Genomic DNA, 17,104 nt, shown 5'->3' with positions numbered 1-17,104 from the left:
TGAAGCTCCGCCATTACTTTTGTTAAAGCAGCAGTTAAAGTAGTTTTACCATGATCGACGTGACCGATTGTGCCGACGTTTACGTGTGGCTTGCTACGTGAGAATTTTTCTTTGGCCATTAAAATACACCTCTAAAATCAACACATGGAGCTCATAACCGGATTTGAACCGGTGACCTCTTCCTTACCAAGGAAGTGCTCTACCTACTGAGCTATATGAGCTTAACTTTGAATATGGAGCGGGTGATGGGAATCGAACCCACGTGATCAGCTTGGAAGGCTGGAGTTCTACCATTGAACTACACCCGCGGATTTTCTTAATTAGATGGTGGAGGGGGGAGGATTCGAACCTCCGAAGGCAGAGCCGGCAGATTTACAGTCTGATCCCTTTGGCCGCTCGGGAACCCCTCCGTTATCGGATAACCAGTCTATTATCTTTTACAAAAAAGATATTGTCAATCAATCATTCATCCTGAATTCAATTTATTCATCACCACCGATACATCACCAGCAACTATCTGTCCCACACACCCTCGAGCAAGATCAAAAGCTGAAAACATCAACTCCCGCTCAACTTTAGACGGGACTGACAACACAAAATCCGCAACAGATTTTCCAGACGACGGCCGACCAACACCAATCCTTAACCGATAAAACTCTTTTGACCCTAGATGCACAATAATATCCCTTAATCCATTATGCCCGGCATGACCACCATCTTTTTTTAGCCTCACCACACCCGCATCAAAATCAAGCTCATCATGCACAACAAGAATCTCTTCAGGAGCCAACTTATAGTATCTAGCAACCTTACCGACAGCCTGCCCACATCGATTCATAAAGGTACTTGGCTTTAGCAGCATCACCCTGCCGCCCGCAACCGAAATCTCCGCCAGCAACCCCTCAAATCTAGACTCCCCAGCCCACGTACTACTCGAGCCAGATACCAGCTCATCTAAAAACAAAAACCCGGCATTATGCCGGGTCTCTTCGTACTGCCGCCCCGGATTTCCCAGGCCAACTATAAGCTTAATCATATACTATCTTACGGTATATTAGGCCGCCGCATCATCTTTACTTGCTTTTGAAGCCATCATTGACGCAACAGGATGATCATGCTCTGAACCCTGTGCCAAAGCTACAATTTCTACTCTAGCCGGCAATTTAATATCGGAAAGATGAACGGACTCACCAACATCCAGACCACTTAAATCCACTTCAATATAATCAGGCAAATCAGTCGGTAAACATGAAACCTCAACATCAATCATTCCGTGAGTTACAATACCCCCCTTCTTCCCACCAACAGACGCCTGCTCATTGATAAAATGCAACGGAACATGCACCTTTACAAGTTCTGACATATTTACCCGAAGAAAATCCATGTGCAAAATTTGAAACTTAGCAGGATGACGCTGAACACCCTTCAGAATTGCCTTCTCTGTTTTCCCATCAACTTTAATATCTAAAACATGAGAATAAACAGCTTCATGCGCAAGATGCTTAATAACCTCATTATGACTTAATACAAGCATTTGAGGCTCAGCATACCCACCGTATATTACCGCAGGAACGCTACCTGTACGACGCACTCTTCTGGCGGCGTTTTTACCTGATTGCCCACGACTTGCGGCAACAAACTCAAATACGTTAGACATTATCCTCTCAACCCCGTGCTATCAAGCACAACAAATTTAATTTTACAAACTACAGTCGTCAATCTACATAGAGCGAACTAACTGACTCACCAACCGCTATTCGCCTTATGGTTTCGGCCAGCATTTCCGCAACACTTAACTGCCTTATCCTACCTAACTCAGCAGCCTCATGGCTCAATGGAATAGTATCCGTAACAACTAGCTCATCAAGCGCCGAATTACTGATATTTTTTAAAGCAGAGCCCGATAGCACCGCATGCGTACAATATGCGACAACCTTGATAGCACCATGCTTCTTTAATGCTTCCGCCGCATGACACAATGTTCCCGCCGTATCAACCAAATCATCAATTAATACACAGCTGCGCCCATCAACATCACCAATTATATGCATAATCTCCGCAACGTTAGCTTTTGGTCGCCGCTTATCTATAATTGCAAGATCAGCATCATCCAAGCGTTTTGCGAGAGCCCTAGCCCTGACAACCCCACCAACATCCGGCGAAACAACAATCAAGTCCTTATACTTTTGCCGCCACACATCACCAAGAAGAATTGGCGACGAATAAACATTATCAACAGGTATATCAAAAAAGCCTTGAATTTGGTCAGCGTGCAAGTCAACAGTTAAAATCCGATCCGCACCCGCCTGCTCAATCATTTTTGCAACCAGCTTTGCACTTATTGGCACGCGCGCCGATCGCGACCTCCTGTCCTGTCTTGCATAACCATAATATGGCATTACCGCAGTTATTCGCGATGCCGAAGCCCGATGAAGAGCATCAATCATCACCAGCAACTCCATTAGATTCTCATTTGTTGGCGAGCAAGTCGGCTGAATGACGAAAACATCCTTACCACGGACATTTTCTTCAATTTCTACAGCAATCTCCCCATCGCTAAATCTGCCGACGGTCGCCATTCCAAGGCGCATATTGAGCTTCTTTACTATACCCTCTGACAAAGCCAAGTTAGCATTTCCAGAAAACACCATCATAGAGGTGTCACTCATCAAGCACTCCCGAATAGAATTCAACTTAGCGGAGATAAATGGCTGGGTCGCAAGGATTCGAACCTTGGTATGCGGAGATCAAAACCCCGTGCCTTACCGCTTGGCGACGACCCAATATTAAGATATATAGCTACCGTTTCTTAGCTTTGAAAACAAAGGCGATTCATTTACACCCCTGACCAGATAAACCCGCCACTTTCCTTGAAGTGACCGATACGCACTGGCTGCAACCTCTTCCGAATCGAACTGCGCAAACACACATGCCCCTGTTCCAGTCAGCCTAGCCTCAGAGAATTCCGACAAATCAACCAAAGCATCTTTAACAAACTGGTAACGCTCACTAACCACCCCAAGACAGTCGTTTTGGTTCTGGCCAGCTATAAAGTCGGCTATTGTGATTGATTTGCTGTCCCGTGTCAAATTTTTAGCTAAAAATATTTCTTTTGTATCTACATGACAGTCCGGCTTTATCACTACAATCCATTGCTCTGGGATATTTATTTTCTCCAGTTTTTCACCAACGCCTTCCGCCCAGGCTGAATATCCATAGATAAAAACCGGCACATCCGCACCCAAACTCAGCCCTAATTCCATCAATTTTTCCATCGGCAGCCGCAAATTCCATAGCTGATTCAGCACAACCAGTGTCGTTGCCGCATCAGAGCTGCCACCACCCAGCCCCCCTCCCATCGGCAGATTCTTTTCGACCTCAATGCATACCCCATGCTCACAGCCTGCCTCCATCTTTAGCAGCTTTGCAGCCCTAATCGTCAGATCATCCTCTTCAGGCACCCCCGGCATAGGTTTCAGCAAACTAACCCTCCCATCATCAACAGGGTGAAATGTTATCCAGTCACATAAATCTATAAATTGAAATACCGTTTGCAGTAAATGATACCCATCACTTCTTTGCCCTGTAATCCTTAGCATTAAATTCAATTTTGCTGGCGCCGGCCACCTTTCGGCCCACGCAGACCGATTAATTTGTTTTTGTATCATTTAAAACCCAGTGATCGATAATTAACTTTAATTTGACCTTATTATTCATAACCGTGATTTTATGCGGCATAGCCCCATCGCCAACAATCTGCATTTGCTTGTATTCATTCAACCATCCTGCCTGATTAAAGCCGGCATCAGTATCGTTATAGGCGAGAGACGGCTCCGGCAAACCCACCACCCAATACCGGAGTGACCGCACAGGAACAAACATACCCAATTGTTGATTAATAAACTCTTCCGGTTGCGCCGATGACCGAACATCATCCCCACCCCTGTCTATGGTCACGACATTTCCTGTTAACGAAATAACAACCGCACCCTGCCCCATCGGACCGGACAACTTTATTTTCTCTGTCTCAGGACTGTGTTCCCAACTTATATTAGCTGACCAGGAGTCATTTTGTCCGGTTAATGCCAATCGGCCTTCAAACGACCAATGACCTACCTCGTAAAGACGAAGCATTGCAGCTCTCGAATAATTTCCATCCGGCTTAACGGAAACAGACGAACAAGCTGACAGCAAAAACATCAACCCACTTCCAATCAACAACCCTATTTTAAAACGTAACACGCTATTTTTCGCCGCTCAATATTCTCTTTTGAAAATCCAATAAATATTCGTCTTCCGGCGCTTTTTTAAGCGCCGCATTAAATATCTTTCTGGCTTCCTCCTTTCTACCCAAGCTCCACAACACCTCGGCAAGATGAGCGGCTATTTCACTCTCTTGTTGCTTTGCATAAGCCCTCTCAAGATAACCTAAGGCTTGTTCAAGTTTTCCCTGTTTAAATTGTAGCCAGCCAAAACTATCCATGATCACCGCTTCGTTCGGCTGTAATTTGAGCGCCTGTTGCAGATATTTTTCCGCCTCGGCATAACGATTGGCGTTACCCAGCAGACTATAGCCCAATGCGTTCAACGCCTCAGCGTCATCAGGATACTTGGCTAATATCTTTTTCAGATCAACTTCCAGCACATCCAACTTCTTAAGTCGTTCCGCCATCAGTGCTCGCGCATATAACAAATCCCTCTGTTCCGGTTGACCCGCCAACGCATCAGTCAACAGCCTAAAGCCCTTCTCATATTGACCTTGTTGACCATATAACCCAGCCTGCATCAAAACAATCCGCGGCCTTTGTTTTGGAAACCGAGCCGATAACAGATCCAACCGCGAATCGGCCTCATCAAATTTCTTGTCTTTTACCAGCAATGAAACCGCTGAAATTGCCGACTCAAAAACAAACGGCCCGTCCGCCACCTTATCAAACCACGCCAAGGCCTGTTGCACATGCCCACGTTTTTCCTCTATTTTCCCCAAATAAAAGCTGGCCTGATTTTGCCATTCGGGTTGATCGAGCAGTCGGTTAAAGATGTCCTCCGCCTTCCCGTCGCGTTCCAACTGCAAATGCACCAATGCCAGCGAAATCTGACTCTCTCCGTCTTTTGGATTAGCCAGAACAATGCTTTGATAAACCTCACCCGCCGCCTCATATTCCGCCGACTTTATTAACACCTGCGCCAGCAGCTTTTTAAGCTTGTCATTTTCAGGATATTTAACCGACGCATTTCTTAACAAAATTTTTGCCTTGTTCAAATCTCCCGAAAATACCGCTATCTGGGCCTGAAATATTAATGCCTTATCCCAGTCCGGTTGAATATCCAAAGCCTGCTGAACTTTATTTTCAGCCATAGCATTATTTTTCATTTCCATTGCCAGCAATGCCTGCACAAAATAGACCGCTGCCTGCTTAGGATTTTTCACTGCCACCGCATCCAATGCATCATAAAAAAAATCCGACTTACCATCTCTTTGCAGAACATTGGCTAATTCCATTGCCGTTTTTTCAAATCCGGCAGGATCAACTCTCAACATCGCGTTCAAATGATCAACTGCCGCCGATTTATTACCGGTTCGCAATGCCGACAATGCGGCAATTTTTCTTGCCATCAGATTATTGGGATCTTGCTTCAACCATAAAGAAACAGCCTCATCCGTCTTACCGCCATCTTTCATATACATAGCGATCTTTGCAGCCCTTTCTGCAAACCGGGGATCGTTAACACGCTTGGCCGCTTCCATATAACCTTCCAGAGCAATTGCATATTGCCCTCTTTGCCCCGCAAGCTCCGCCGCCATCAGCATATACATCACATCAGGATCTATCGCCGTCTTCGCTTCGCTTTGTCGCACTTTTTCCTTGGGCTCTGCTATTTTTACAGGCTCAACTACCTCCTCCTGCGCACCCGGTTTTTCGGGCGAACTGGCGCAACCATTAAGAAAAACAAGGATTGCCACTGAAATCAATCTAAAAATTAACACACAATCGTCCTATTTATTTCCTACATATATTTTGCTATAGATTAGCAGAAAAACCAGTTGAGTCAGTCAGCTGATTTATTCGATTTGGATAAAGCCATTATATTTCTTAGAATACACTCACATAATACAGACGTTAAGGCTCAAGGTAAAAGGTTCGCAATTTAAAAAACCGGCCTTACACATTGATCCTTGAACCTTCCACCCTGAACTTAAATACATGACACTTCTTGCAGTTGGAATTAATTACAACACCGCGCCGGTTTCGATCCGCGAGCGCTTGTCGTTCCCTGCCGAAATCCTGGAAACCTCGTTGCAGGAGTTGTGGCGCATTAAAGAAATCAGCGAAGCCGCGATACTGTCGACCTGCAACCGCACCGAGTTTTACTGCACTTCAACAACGGCCAACAAACAAATCCTGATTGACTGGGTAGCGCAAAGCAAACAAATAAGCGCCGCCGATTTTACGCCTTATCTGTACTGTCATACCGATAGCGAGCTGATCCGTCACATGTTCCGTGTAGCTTGCGGCCTGGACTCGATGATCCTGGGCGAGCCGCAAATTCTAGGGCAAATGAAAACGGCTTATCAGGCCGCCTATGAAGCGGGGACTTTAGGCAAACGCCTAGGCAAACTGTTTCAGCATACCTTTACTGCCGCCAAAAAAGTACGCACCGACACCGCGATCGGCTCCAGCCCGGTATCGGTAGCCTTTGCCGCCGTGCAACTGGCGCAACAAATCTTCGACAAACTCAGCGAACAAACCGCCCTTCTAATAGGCGCCGGCGAAACCATAGAACTGGCTGCCCGGCATTTGTCGCAACAAGGGATAGGCCGCATCATTATCGCCAACCGCACCTATGATAAAGCTCACTCACTGGCCATGCAGTTTAACGGCTATGCGATCGCCTTATCCGAATTGCCCGCGCATCTGGCCGAAGCCGACATCGTTATCTCGTCTACCGCCAGCCAACTACCGATACTCGGCAAAGGCCGTGTCGAAAGCGCCCTCAAAAAACGCAAACACAAACCGATGTTCATGGTAGACCTTGCGGTGCCTCGCGATATTGAAGCGGAAGTCGAGCAGCTCCGGGATGTGTATCTTTACACCATCGACGACCTGCAAAACACCATCGATCAAAACATGAATTCCCGCCGTCTGGCCGCAGAACAGGCCGAGGAAATAATCGACACGCAAGTGGATTATTTCTTAGCCTGGCTGCGCGCTCAGGGCGCTCAATCGACCATTCAGGATTATCGCCATCAGGCCGAACAAACCCGGGATGAAGCCCTGCAGAAAGCCTTAAGCCTGCTAAAAAGCGGCATTCCAGCCGAACAAGCCCTTAACCGTCTAGCCCACAGCCTGACCAACAAACTCATCCATACGCCCAGCACCCAAATCAGGGCCGCCGCCGAAAACGAACGCCACGACTTGATTGCCGCCGCCCGCGAAATTTTTAAATTATCCAACTCTCAATGAAACAATCCATACAACACAAACTCGAAAACCTGTGCGAACGCTATGACGAAATTGCCGCCTTACTTTCCGAACCCGAGGTGCAAGGCAATCAAAACAAATTCCGCTCTTTAAGCCAGGAATACGCCCAGATCAACCCGCTGGTCGATTGCTACAAGCGTTACCAACAAACCCTGGGAAACCTGGCTTCAGCCAAAGAAATGGCCAACGACAGCGACCCGGAATTAAGGGAAATGGCCAAAGAAGAAGCCAGCGACGCCCAAATCCAGCTGGACGCAATCGAGCATGAATTGCAAGTGTTGTTACTGCCCAAAGACCCCAACGATAATCGCAACATCTTTATCGAAATCCGCGCCGGAACAGGCGGCGACGAAGCGGCTATTTTCTCCGGCGATCTTGCCCGCATGTATCAGCGCTATGCCGAACGCAAAGGCTGGCAAACTGAAATGATCAGCGAAAGCCCCGGCGACCACGGCGGTTACAAAGAAGTCATCCTCCGCGTTACCGGCAAGGACGTTTATTCCCAGTTAAAATTCGAATCCGGCGCGCACCGGGTACAACGCGTGCCCGAAACCGAATCGCAAGGCCGCATCCACACCTCGGCCTGCACCGTCGCGATCATGCCGGAAGTCGAAGAAGTCGACGCCATCGACATCAATCCCGCCGATCTTAAAGTCGACACTTTCCGTTCATCGGGAGCCGGCGGCCAGCATATCAATAAAACCGAATCAGCAATACGCATTACGCACATCCCGACCGGCGTTGTCGTCGAATGCCAGGACGAGCGCTCGCAACATAAAAACCGCGCCAGAGCCATGTCCTTATTGGCGTCTCGCCTGTTATCCGCCGAACAGGAAAAACACCAAGCGGAACAATCGGCCACCCGCAAACTGCAAGTCGGCAGCGGCGACCGTTCCGAGCGCATCCGCACCTACAACTATCCGCAAGGACGCTTAACCGATCATCGCATCAACCTGACCTTGTATAAACTGGACGACATCATGCAGGGCGGACTGGAGCAGGTCATTATGCCGCTGATCAGCGAACACCAGGCCGAATTGTTGACCCAATTGGGCGAAGACTAAGTTAAATGCACAGCATTAAATCCGTACTCCGCGACGCTGCCGACTCGTTAGCCTTAATCTCCGGCTCAGCCTTGTTGGATGCAGAAATTTTGCTATGCCAAGCGCTTAATCAGTCGCGCCCCCATCTTCGCGCATGGCCGGACAAACAACTACAACCCGAGCAAATAAAGGCTTTTAAGGCGTTGCTTGCACAACGCCGACAAGGAACACCCATCGCCTATATCACCGGCAACCGTGAGTTCTGGTCGCGGGATTTCCAGGTTAGCCCTGATGTATTGATTCCCCGGCCTGACACAGAACTGCTGATCGAGCTCAGCTTAAAATTGATCCCGGCAGATGAACCCGTGAAGGTCATCGACCTAGGTACCGGTTCAGGCATTATCGCCATTACCTTGGCCGCCGAACGACCGCATGCGCAAATCAGCGCCACCGATTTTAGTTTAGCCGCATTACGCATCGCCCAAGTCAATGCCGAGAAGCACCGTATCAACAACATCCAGTTTTACCATAGCAACTGGTTTGCCGACGTACCCGACACCCAATTTGACTTGATTGTCAGCAATCCGCCTTATATCGCGGAAGATGACGTCCATCTGCAACAAGGCGATGTCCGGTTCGAACCGCAATCCGCGTTATCCGCACCGGAACAAGGACTTGCCGATATCAGAACCATAGCCGGGGCTGCCCGCAACTATCTGAAACCCGGCGGCCACTTGCTGATTGAACATGGCTACAATCAGCAACAACAAGCTCAGACTCTGTTTAAAGATTTGCATTATGATAATGTACAAACCTACAAAGATTTATCAGGGCAACCGCGGGTAACCCATGGACAATGGAATTAATGCAGGGTCATTCCGTAGCCATCGAGTTAATACAACACCGCCTCACACAGATTTACCAAACCGAGACCTAAGATTATGCCCCAAGAACACATCCAAATTCCCCGCAAAATAACCAATCAACTGCTGCATCTTGCGCAAATCTCGCCGGATCTTGAAGTATGCGGACTTATCGGCAGCAAGAACGGCCTGCCGAGCGGCTGTTATCCGATCAAAAATACCGCCGAACATCCTCAACAGCGATTCCAGCTTGATCCCGCCCAGCAAATTTCCGCTATGGCTAAAATGCGTGACCAGGGAGAAGAGTTATTTGCGATCTATCATTCCCATCCGACTGCACCGGCTACGCCCTCGCTTACCGATTTAGAGCAGGCATCTTACCCTGAAGCGCTTTACCTGATTATTTCACTAAACACCAAAGGTGTTTTAGAAATGCGCGGTTTTAAGATAGACCATAAATCGGCCCAGGAATTAACACTGTCTTTGACCGAGAATGTGTAGTCTTTTACTGACAATAAGACTGCCGACTTAAAAATAAAATAAGAAATATCCGCTAATTTTCTGTAAACTGTGAGGTTAATAACATTTTGCCCATAAATCGATTTGGATCCACTATCGTGCAACTGTTAAAACAGCTCTTTAGAAAAAAAACTGTTTGCAAAGGCATTGTTGGCGTCAGTTTTTTGCAGAACAGCATTGCAGTTGCTATATCGAAGTTCACAGAAAACAATGAACTAACGCTTATACACTGCGAATGCATTGATACTGGAAAACCGATAGATCAACAACACATGCTCGGTGAACTTGCGCGCCAATATAATCTTGCCGAATATGATTGCCATCTGGTATTGACCAGTGATAACTACCGCCGTGTCAACGTTGAAGCCCCCACAGTCGACGAAAGCGAAATCATCGAGGCCATACGCTGGAAAATAAATGAACTTATTGATTTTCCCGTTGATAAAGCCGTCATCGATTACTACCAGACTCCCACGCCCATTCGCGCTAACAGCAGTAAAATACTGGAAGTCATTGCCGGGCCTATTGACATCATCAGGGAACAGGTCAAAAAATGTGCCGACGCCGGCCTGCAACTCAAGGTCATTGATATTCAGGAAACAACCCTGCGTAACTTAGCCGTACAGCTGCCGGAAAATCAACGAGGCATTGCCCTTTTATACCTGCTGGAATTTTCCGGAACCCTGCTGATACAAAAAGAAACGACTATTTATGTCTCCCGTAAATTTGAAATCGGTTATAAAAAACTGCAATTAGATGATCAATTTTCCAGTGATAGCCCGAGCGCAAATGTGCATAACAATCTGGCTCTGGAAATCCAGCGGTCGCTGGATTATGTAGAAAGTTACTACGGAATTCCGCCTATTTCAGTTTTAGCGGTCATTCCTTTGGCAGAAAACACGCATAACTTGCTCGACAGCCTGAGCCGCAACCTTGGCATTGAAGCCCGCATGTTAGACCTGTCCACCATGATCGATTGCGACATTTTAGTCGATGCACAAACTCAATCGCTTTGCGCTCCAGTTATCGGGGCAACATTACGTTATTCATTAGAAGCAGCATGATACAGCAAGTCAATTTATATCAGGACATCCTTAGACAAGAACAGAACAAATCCGGTATTAACCCGTATTGGCTTGGCCTGTCGGGTATAGCCTTGCTGTTTATAGGTTTCAGCGCACATACAATCTGGAACTTAAAAAACATGGAGACTCAAGTACGACAATCCCACCAAAACCTGGAAGCGGAACTAGCACGGGTCAATCTTCTCTCCGCCCATATCCCCAAGCAGGAAGTCGACACACAACTTAGCGCGGAAGTCGCACAATGGCAAACCATGCTCGACGAAATCACGCAAACCATGCAACTGTTGACAGACAAGCACGCGGATCAATCCCCCGGATTTTCAAGCTATTTTCAGGGGCTGGCCAATCAGTCGATTCCTGAGGTATGGTTGAGTTCGCTGTATCTTGATGGGCAAAAGCAGATTATCAACATTGAAGGCAGCACCTTTAACCCCGAAAAAATCCCTTTTTTTCTACAACAGCTGCAAAAAGAACCTATATTTAACGGACACACTTTCGCCAAACTGAGTATGCAAAAATCAGAGTCCGTAGAAGGCCAAATGGATTTTAAGCTAAGCACGTCTTGGGAAGCCCCGAATAAAAAAGACCATGCTCAATAATCTTCAAGAAAAATTTGAAGCCCTGACCCAACGGGAAAAAATCATTGTTATCGCCGCTATATTAATCGGCATATGGGTCGGATGGGACAATTTTTTCTATCAACCGAGCCAAAAAAAGCAACAGACACTTGACAAAGAACTAACCAGCCTAAAACAACAGATAACCGAACAGCAACTGACAATAATCAAACTTGAAAGCGGCTCCCATATCGACCCTAACCTTAATAACCGGAACAAACTGGCCGAACTCAAGGCCGAATACAACCGTTTGCAGGAACTTATGCTACAGGGCAGCAAAAGCTTTGTCCCTCCGCATTTAATGGCCTCCGCATTAAGCGATATTCTCACCAAGAATAATCAGCTAACCTTGATAAAGCTGGACACGTTGCCGGTAACCACCTTGCTGGAATCCAAGCAGCCGCAACGACTTCCAATATACAAACACGGGCTGGCAATCACTTTTTTCGGCAGTTATTTAGACACGCTCAATTACTTAGCAGCACTGGAGTCACTACCTTGGCACTTTATCTGGGAAAGCATCGACTACCGAGTCGTAGAACATCCAACCGCGGAGACTACAATTAAAGCGTACACGCTCAGTTTTAAGGAGAGCTGGCTGGGTGTTTAAAATAATATTGCTTATTTGGCTTGCTTCTACGCCATGCCATGCGGAATTCCGTGATCCGACGCAGCCGGGCTATCCCGTTCCGACCGCGGCCGCCGATGTTGTGGCGACCGACAAGGAATTAGTCTTATCGGCGATCTTAATTTCGTCAAAATCCAAACGGGCAACGATTAACGGCATCTCGGTCAAACAAGGCGAAACCGTCGAAATCAAACAAGCTCCGCCGGTAACGCCTGAACCGACAGTTCCGGCAACTACCGCCGGCGCCGGGGTCAACCCAAATGATCTGCTCAATAAAGTAGTCGAATTTACGAGCGCGGAAGCGAATCGCTTATCACCGGGAAACGTATTAGCCCCCCTGATGTCGGCAGTAACCGGGGGCAGCAATATTACCCAACTTCTGGAATCAGGTTCCATGAACACGACCGCCAATGCCCCAGAACAAACGAAAACCGATCAACGGCCGAAAATCCCCCATCTTCTGACACGTCCGATGACTATTAAAGTTATCAGCATTCAGAAAAATTCGGTCATCATTGAGCAAAACGGCGAACGTAGGACCTTGCAATTGGTGCAACGTCCATACAAAACACAATAAATACCCAATACACACTAAAATGAATACCCCCCATTCCTTCATTACCATGACACTGACATTGCTATTGGTATCCTGCGCCACCCTCCATCCCCAAAAGTCATCGAATATTGCCGATACCTTTTCCGATGCATCATCCCGACCCCATAGCAATGCTCAAACACCGGCCGCCGTTACCGATGCCCTGGTTCCTGATTTCAATCAAACGCTGTCCGCATCACAAAGTACGACACAGCAAGCACGTCTCAATATTTCGGTTAATGAGGCTGATGCCCGTGAATTTTTTATGGGGCTGGTGGTAGATAGCGAAGAAAACATGCTGGTCCATCCCGAGGTAACCGGCACTATTTCGCTGGATCTAAAAAACGTAACCATTCCCCAGGTTCTTGACGCCGTGCAAAAACTCTATGGTTATGATTACAAAAAAAACGATATGGGTTACATCATCTACCCTGCAACCTTGCAGACTAAAACCTTTAAAATAGACCGCTTGGATTTGCTCAGGATAGGTAACTCAAATACCAGCGTATCGTCCGGCAGACAAGGCGGTCAAAGCGGCAACCCACAGGGAAGCGGCAGCTCGCAAGGAAGCGGCTCACAGGGAGGGAGTGGCGGCGGCAGCGGTGGCGGCCAGCAAGGAAGCAATCCCCAGGGAAACAACCCGCAGGGAACCGCCACCGGTTCTTCAAGCAGTTCCGTGCGCACTATTACAAAAACAGACTTCTGGCAAGAACTGAAAGATACTTTAAACCACATTATTGCCGTCGATCCACAAGCGACAGTCGATATTAACCAGCAATCAGGTATTGTGATTGTCCGCGCAAAACCCATGCAGCTACGTGAAATAGAAAGCTTCCTATCTGATACCCAGTCCCAAATCAGCCGGCAGGTCATCCTTGAGGCTAAAATACTGGAAGTCGACCTTGACGATAGTCACCAGGATGGCGTCAACTGGGAAAGCATCGTCAAAGAAGGCATCAACAAAGCGCCACTGTTAACGGGCGTTGGTGCGATGAATCCAGCTACATTTACTTCTATTTTTACCTTGGGGGCCAACTCCGGTGATTTTCGCGCCTTTGTCGAACTGATGGAAAGCCAAGGAAAAACCAATGTGTTGTCCAGCCCGAGGATTTCGACTTTGAATAACCAGACAGCCATCATTAAAGTTGGAGCGGACGAATATTTCGCTACCGGTTTTACCGGTGGAACGCCAGGCACATCGACCACTGCCTCCACCGGACCGACTATCCTTATCGATGTTTTCTTTTCCGGCATATCGCTAGCTGTTACGCCCCAGATCGATGACAATGATGATATTACCCTGCATATCCACCCTTCGATTAGCCAAGTAAAAAAAGATACCAAGGATTTCGGTCTTGACATAACTTTACCGTTGGCATTAACCACGGTCAGGGAATCGGACAGCATAGTCAAGGCCAAAAACGGTCAAATAATTGTGCTGGGCGGCCTGATGCAGGAGACTGATACTGAAAACAAACAAGGTATTACCGGGTTGGCAGGAATTCCGTATATCGGCAATCTATTTAGAATCAACACTGGTGAAACCAAAAAATCCGAATTGATTATATTGCTTAAAGCCACATTTATCGGCAGCGATGCCGACTGGCAAAATGACATAAATTCCAGTAAACGACGCTTCGAAAAACTTGATTCCCAGCCCCGCTGGAAATAATTTGCAAAAGTCCGGCTACGACCGCAAAATCTGTATTGCCGACAAAAGCACGCGCGTAGTTGCGATAATAGCAACATCATCATGAAAAACACTTTTGAAGTTATTTATGTATAAAACACACTTTGGTCTCAATGCTCAGCCATTCGGTTTAACGCCCGACACCCAGTTTTTTTGTGACCTGCCCTCTCATTTAGAAGCACTCAACGTATTACTGATTGCTCTACACAACGGGGAAGGATTTATCAAAATTACCGGTGACGTCGGTACCGGCAAAACCATGCTGTGCAGAAAATTGCTGAATGAATTACCGGAACCTTTCGAAACGGCGTATATTCCTAACCCCCGCCTGCCGCCAGTGGGTCTGCTGATGGCAATTGCCAATGAAATGGGTATTGAATACCCCCGTCATACCGGACAAAACGGCCTGATGAATCTGATTAACGATTTTCTAATCAATAGCGCCGCTAACGGAAAAAAACCGGTATTGATTATCGATGAAGCCCAGTCCATGTCGATTGAAACATTAGAAACGTTGCGGCTTATCACCAATCTGGAAACCGAAAAACAAAAACTTTTGCAAATTGTGTTATTTGGCCAGCCTGAACTTGATGAGCAACTGCGCGACAAAGCTATCCGGCAACTCAGGCAGCGCATTACCTTTAGTTACATGCTTAAACCGCTCACGCAGCAAAATGTTGCCGATTACATTAAACACCGGCTACGCATCGCCGGCATGGGCAGTTTAAACATCTTCTCCAGATTGGCCATTAAAGCCATGCATCGCTATAGTCGCGGCATTCCCAGACTGATTAATATATTGGCCAATAAAGCGATGCTCGCGGCTTATGGCAAAGGCCTCTCGTCAATTGGCGTAAAGCAGGTTTATCTGGCCGCACTGGATACCGAGGACGCTGACACCAAACTTAGTTTCTTGGACGCCCGCAAACGCTACTTGCTACTGCTGTTACTCGCAATTGTTGCCAGCCTTTATCTGTGGTTGACCAGTAAAGTTATATTATGAGTCTGATCAACCAAATGTTACGCGATCTTGAAAATCGCAACACAATTAATAATACTCCCCCGACTCTGCAACATAATATTCAGGTAACACACGCTCCATCGTCAAAACGCCCTTTCTTGATCTGGACTTTATTGGCTATTATTGCGACAGGCGGCACTTATTGGGCTTATCTACACAGCAATACACTGACTAAAACACCTCCAGTAATCATTGCGGAAAACAATCAAAAAGATCCCACACCTATTGCTCCCTATGAACAGGTACTGGCTACACCAAACGCCGTATCCGACACTGTACCCAAAATCGAACCGAAACTACCGGAAAATAATGCGGCAACTCAGCCGGTTCCGACAATCCAACCCACACCAGCACTGCAACCTCCGCCGCCAGCTCAACCGACTCCAGCAGCACCCAGTCAAGCCGCGCCAGAAACTATTGCTGCCCAACCTATTAAAAATACTCCCATTCCACCTAAACCGGCCCTGATCAAACAAATAACCGATAAACAACAGGCCGATTTACTTTATCGCCAGGCAGAAAATAGTTTTGATGACTATTCAACGATCAACAAACTGGAAGAAATCCTTAAGCTCGATCCGCGACACCTTAAGGCTCGATTATTACTGGCTAAAAAACTGCATAATCAAGGACAAATTAATAAAACAGCCGATTTCCTGGATCAAAGTCTGATTTTATTTCCTGACAACCTGCAATTTATCAACACCCGCGCACAGCTATTCCTTCAACAAAAAAATCCAGGCAGTGCACTTAAAACACTTCAGCGCATTGATTTAACAAGCGATTCTAATGACGAAACCTATTTATCCCTATTGGCGGCATCCTATCAGCAACTGCAATCATTTAATAACGCAGCTAAAACTTATCAAAGACTAATAACGATCAACCCGGAAAAAGCCGAAAACTGGCTAGGCCTTGCTCTATCCCAAGAAAAACTCGGCAATTCAAGAATTGCCCGCGAGGCCTATCAGCAAGCGCTCAGTAAAAACACTTTGAAAGAATCCATTGCGAACTATATCAAGCAGCGGTTAATTGAGCTCAGGTAGCCCAATTTGGAGTAAGCAAGGTAAATTTTGTTTCAACGATATTTAGCAGGAGACAGCCACAGCTTAACAAGATTGAAGAAGCCAAAATCAAACTGAATGGAAATTCCTCCATCGTCTAATGACGCAGCCGAAGCGGAAAAGGCAGTGTTTCCCAGCGATGAGGAAGCGCTAGAGTTGTTTTACTTGACGCTGAAGAATATCAGCCGAGAATGAACGATGTTACCGCACTAAAGAACTGGAAACACTCTTAACCGGTTTTAATATTATGTTCGAGAATCGTACCTATCCGATACTTGGGAAATTTGTTTGCAGATAATCCGGCAGACTATCGAATAATCAATCATCTACGCATGAACATCGTTGATAAAACCTTAGGCCTATACGTCTACCAACAATTCATCATTTATTTTGTTAAATATAAAGTCTTTTCCAGCATAACGGGGTACTGTCGGCGTTTGTACCTCTATGAATAGGCAAGTTTTTAATTTTTTAGAAAAAAGCAGCATGTAACAT

18 protein-coding genes and 4 tRNA genes are annotated in these 17,104 nt (G+C 46.8%); 11 read left to right on the top strand and 11 right to left on the bottom strand.

The annotated features are described in order from the left end of the window. The 11 genes from V3O24_RS15690 to V3O24_RS15640 form a co-directional block, all read right to left on the bottom strand. Positions 1-119 (bottom strand): GTP-binding protein (locus V3O24_RS15690; protein ID WP_331307938.1); only part of this gene is annotated, 119 nt, incomplete at its 3' end. Between the two features lie 26 nt (positions 120-145). Then, positions 146-221, bottom strand: a tRNA-Thr gene (locus V3O24_RS15685). A 13-nt stretch (positions 222-234) separates the two neighbouring features. After that, positions 235-308, bottom strand: a tRNA-Gly gene (locus tag V3O24_RS15680). Positions 309-325: 17 nt separating this feature from the next. Beyond that, a tRNA-Tyr gene (locus V3O24_RS15675) sits at positions 326-410 on the bottom strand. A gap of 56 nt (positions 411-466) precedes the next feature. After that, positions 467-1,036, bottom strand: a complete 570-nt coding sequence (gene pth, locus V3O24_RS15670; RefSeq protein WP_104422841.1) for an aminoacyl-tRNA hydrolase — start codon at positions 1,034-1,036, stop codon at positions 467-469. An 18-nt stretch (positions 1,037-1,054) separates the two neighbouring features. Next, the gene (locus tag V3O24_RS15665) at positions 1,055-1,657 is read right to left on the bottom strand and encodes a 50S ribosomal protein L25/general stress protein Ctc (protein ID WP_331307934.1); all 603 of its coding nucleotides are present in this window, start codon (positions 1,655-1,657) and stop codon (positions 1,055-1,057) included. A gap of 58 nt (positions 1,658-1,715) precedes the next feature. Next, positions 1,716-2,654: a ribose-phosphate diphosphokinase gene (locus V3O24_RS15660; protein WP_348529993.1), complete on the bottom strand. Its 939-nt coding sequence runs from the start codon at positions 2,652-2,654 to the stop codon at positions 1,716-1,718. Between the two features lie 54 nt (positions 2,655-2,708). Next, a tRNA-Gln gene (locus V3O24_RS15655) sits at positions 2,709-2,783 on the bottom strand. Positions 2,784-2,786: 3 nt separating this feature from the next. Further along, positions 2,787-3,668, bottom strand: a complete 882-nt coding sequence (ispE, locus tag V3O24_RS15650; protein ID WP_104422844.1) for a 4-(cytidine 5'-diphospho)-2-C-methyl-D-erythritol kinase — start codon at positions 3,666-3,668, stop codon at positions 2,787-2,789. Continuing rightward, positions 3,649-4,242, bottom strand: coding sequence for a lipoprotein insertase outer membrane protein LolB (lolB, locus tag V3O24_RS15645; protein WP_258076560.1), 594 nt, complete (start codon positions 4,240-4,242; stop codon positions 3,649-3,651). Before lolB ends, ispE begins: the two co-directional genes overlap by 20 nt. A 1-nt stretch (position 4,243) precedes the next feature. Continuing rightward, positions 4,244-5,989 carry a tetratricopeptide repeat protein gene (locus tag V3O24_RS15640; protein WP_331307933.1) on the bottom strand — a complete coding sequence of 582 codons (1,746 nt, stop codon included), beginning with the start codon at positions 5,987-5,989 and terminating at the stop codon, positions 4,244-4,246. Between the two features lie 217 nt (positions 5,990-6,206). Between V3O24_RS15640 and hemA the strand changes: the two genes are divergently transcribed. The 11 genes from hemA to V3O24_RS15585 all read left to right on the top strand — a co-directional run bounded on the left by hemA (position 6,207) and on the right by V3O24_RS15585 (position 16,591). Further along, positions 6,207-7,466 carry a glutamyl-tRNA reductase gene (hemA, locus tag V3O24_RS15635; protein ID WP_104422846.1) on the top strand — a complete coding sequence of 420 codons (1,260 nt, stop codon included), beginning with the start codon at positions 6,207-6,209 and terminating at the stop codon, positions 7,464-7,466. After that, entirely contained in the window at positions 7,463-8,548 is a 1,086-nt protein-coding gene (gene prfA / locus V3O24_RS15630; RefSeq protein ID WP_331307932.1) for a peptide chain release factor 1, read from the top strand. The genes hemA and prfA overlap by 4 nt, the downstream gene beginning before the upstream one ends. A gap of 5 nt (positions 8,549-8,553) precedes the next feature. Further along, positions 8,554-9,393: a peptide chain release factor N(5)-glutamine methyltransferase gene (gene prmC, locus V3O24_RS15625; protein ID WP_331307931.1), complete on the top strand. Its 840-nt coding sequence runs from the start codon at positions 8,554-8,556 to the stop codon at positions 9,391-9,393. A gap of 75 nt (positions 9,394-9,468) precedes the next feature. After that, entirely contained in the window at positions 9,469-9,891 is a 423-nt protein-coding gene (locus tag V3O24_RS15620) for a M67 family metallopeptidase (protein ID WP_331307930.1), read from the top strand. Between the two features lie 116 nt (positions 9,892-10,007). After that, positions 10,008-10,973: a hypothetical protein gene (locus tag V3O24_RS15615; protein WP_104422850.1), complete on the top strand. Its 966-nt coding sequence runs from the start codon at positions 10,008-10,010 to the stop codon at positions 10,971-10,973. Beyond that, entirely contained in the window at positions 10,970-11,593 is a 624-nt protein-coding gene (locus tag V3O24_RS15610) for a PilN domain-containing protein (RefSeq protein WP_104422851.1), read from the top strand. Before V3O24_RS15615 ends, V3O24_RS15610 begins: the two co-directional genes overlap by 4 nt. Then, positions 11,583-12,221: a hypothetical protein gene (locus tag V3O24_RS15605; RefSeq protein WP_104422852.1), complete on the top strand. Its 639-nt coding sequence runs from the start codon at positions 11,583-11,585 to the stop codon at positions 12,219-12,221. Before V3O24_RS15610 ends, V3O24_RS15605 begins: the two co-directional genes overlap by 11 nt. Next, positions 12,214-12,816 carry a hypothetical protein gene (locus tag V3O24_RS15600; protein ID WP_331307929.1) on the top strand — a complete coding sequence of 201 codons (603 nt, stop codon included), beginning with the start codon at positions 12,214-12,216 and terminating at the stop codon, positions 12,814-12,816. Before V3O24_RS15605 ends, V3O24_RS15600 begins: the two co-directional genes overlap by 8 nt. Positions 12,817-12,835: 19 nt before the next feature. Next, the gene (locus V3O24_RS15595) at positions 12,836-14,506 is read left to right on the top strand and encodes a secretin N-terminal domain-containing protein (RefSeq protein WP_104422854.1); all 1,671 of its coding nucleotides are present in this window, start codon (positions 12,836-12,838) and stop codon (positions 14,504-14,506) included. 106 nt (positions 14,507-14,612) lie between these two features. Next, positions 14,613-15,527 carry an AAA family ATPase gene (locus V3O24_RS15590; RefSeq protein ID WP_104422855.1) on the top strand — a complete coding sequence of 305 codons (915 nt, stop codon included), beginning with the start codon at positions 14,613-14,615 and terminating at the stop codon, positions 15,525-15,527. After that, positions 15,524-16,591 (top strand): tetratricopeptide repeat protein, encoded by a 1,068-nt coding sequence (locus V3O24_RS15585; protein ID WP_331307928.1) that lies wholly within the window; start codon positions 15,524-15,526, stop codon positions 16,589-16,591. Before V3O24_RS15590 ends, V3O24_RS15585 begins: the two co-directional genes overlap by 4 nt. Positions 16,592-17,104 lie beyond the last annotated feature (513 nt).

Origin of the sequence: Methylobacter sp. Wu8 (assembly GCF_036440755.1) — a bacterium.
In the GTDB taxonomy this organism is placed as follows: Bacteria; Pseudomonadota; Gammaproteobacteria; order Methylococcales; family Methylomonadaceae; genus Methylobacter_A; species Methylobacter_A tundripaludum_A.
The sequence above is the reverse complement of the archived record's forward strand: the minus strand, read 5'-3'. Positions and strand labels throughout refer to the sequence as shown.

What these genes read in the sequence shown, in the direction of transcription:
- pth (WP_104422841.1), bottom strand. Translation starts at nt 1,036, where the DNA reads ATGATTAAGCTTATAGTTGGCCTGGGAAATCCGGGGCGGCAGTACGAA.
- V3O24_RS15665 (WP_331307934.1), bottom strand. Translation starts at nt 1,657, where the DNA reads ATGTCTAACGTATTTGAGTTTGTTGCCGCAAGTCGTGGGCAATCAGGT.
- V3O24_RS15660 (WP_348529993.1), bottom strand. Translation starts at nt 2,654, where the DNA reads ATGATGGTGTTTTCTGGAAATGCTAACTTGGCTTTGTCAGAGGGTATA.
- ispE (WP_104422844.1), bottom strand. Translation starts at nt 3,668, where the DNA reads ATGATACAAAAACAAATTAATCGGTCTGCGTGGGCCGAAAGGTGGCCG.
- hemA (WP_104422846.1), top strand. Translation starts at nt 6,207, where the DNA reads ATGACACTTCTTGCAGTTGGAATTAATTACAACACCGCGCCGGTTTCG.
- prfA (WP_331307932.1), top strand. Translation starts at nt 7,463, where the DNA reads ATGAAACAATCCATACAACACAAACTCGAAAACCTGTGCGAACGCTAT.
- prmC (WP_331307931.1), top strand. Translation starts at nt 8,554, where the DNA reads ATGCACAGCATTAAATCCGTACTCCGCGACGCTGCCGACTCGTTAGCC.
- V3O24_RS15620 (WP_331307930.1), top strand. Translation starts at nt 9,469, where the DNA reads ATGCCCCAAGAACACATCCAAATTCCCCGCAAAATAACCAATCAACTG.
- V3O24_RS15610 (WP_104422851.1), top strand. Translation starts at nt 10,970, where the DNA reads ATGATACAGCAAGTCAATTTATATCAGGACATCCTTAGACAAGAACAG.
- V3O24_RS15605 (WP_104422852.1), top strand. Translation starts at nt 11,583, where the DNA reads ATGCTCAATAATCTTCAAGAAAAATTTGAAGCCCTGACCCAACGGGAA.
- V3O24_RS15595 (WP_104422854.1), top strand. Translation starts at nt 12,836, where the DNA reads ATGAATACCCCCCATTCCTTCATTACCATGACACTGACATTGCTATTG.
- V3O24_RS15590 (WP_104422855.1), top strand. Translation starts at nt 14,613, where the DNA reads ATGTATAAAACACACTTTGGTCTCAATGCTCAGCCATTCGGTTTAACG.
- V3O24_RS15585 (WP_331307928.1), top strand. Translation starts at nt 15,524, where the DNA reads ATGAGTCTGATCAACCAAATGTTACGCGATCTTGAAAATCGCAACACA.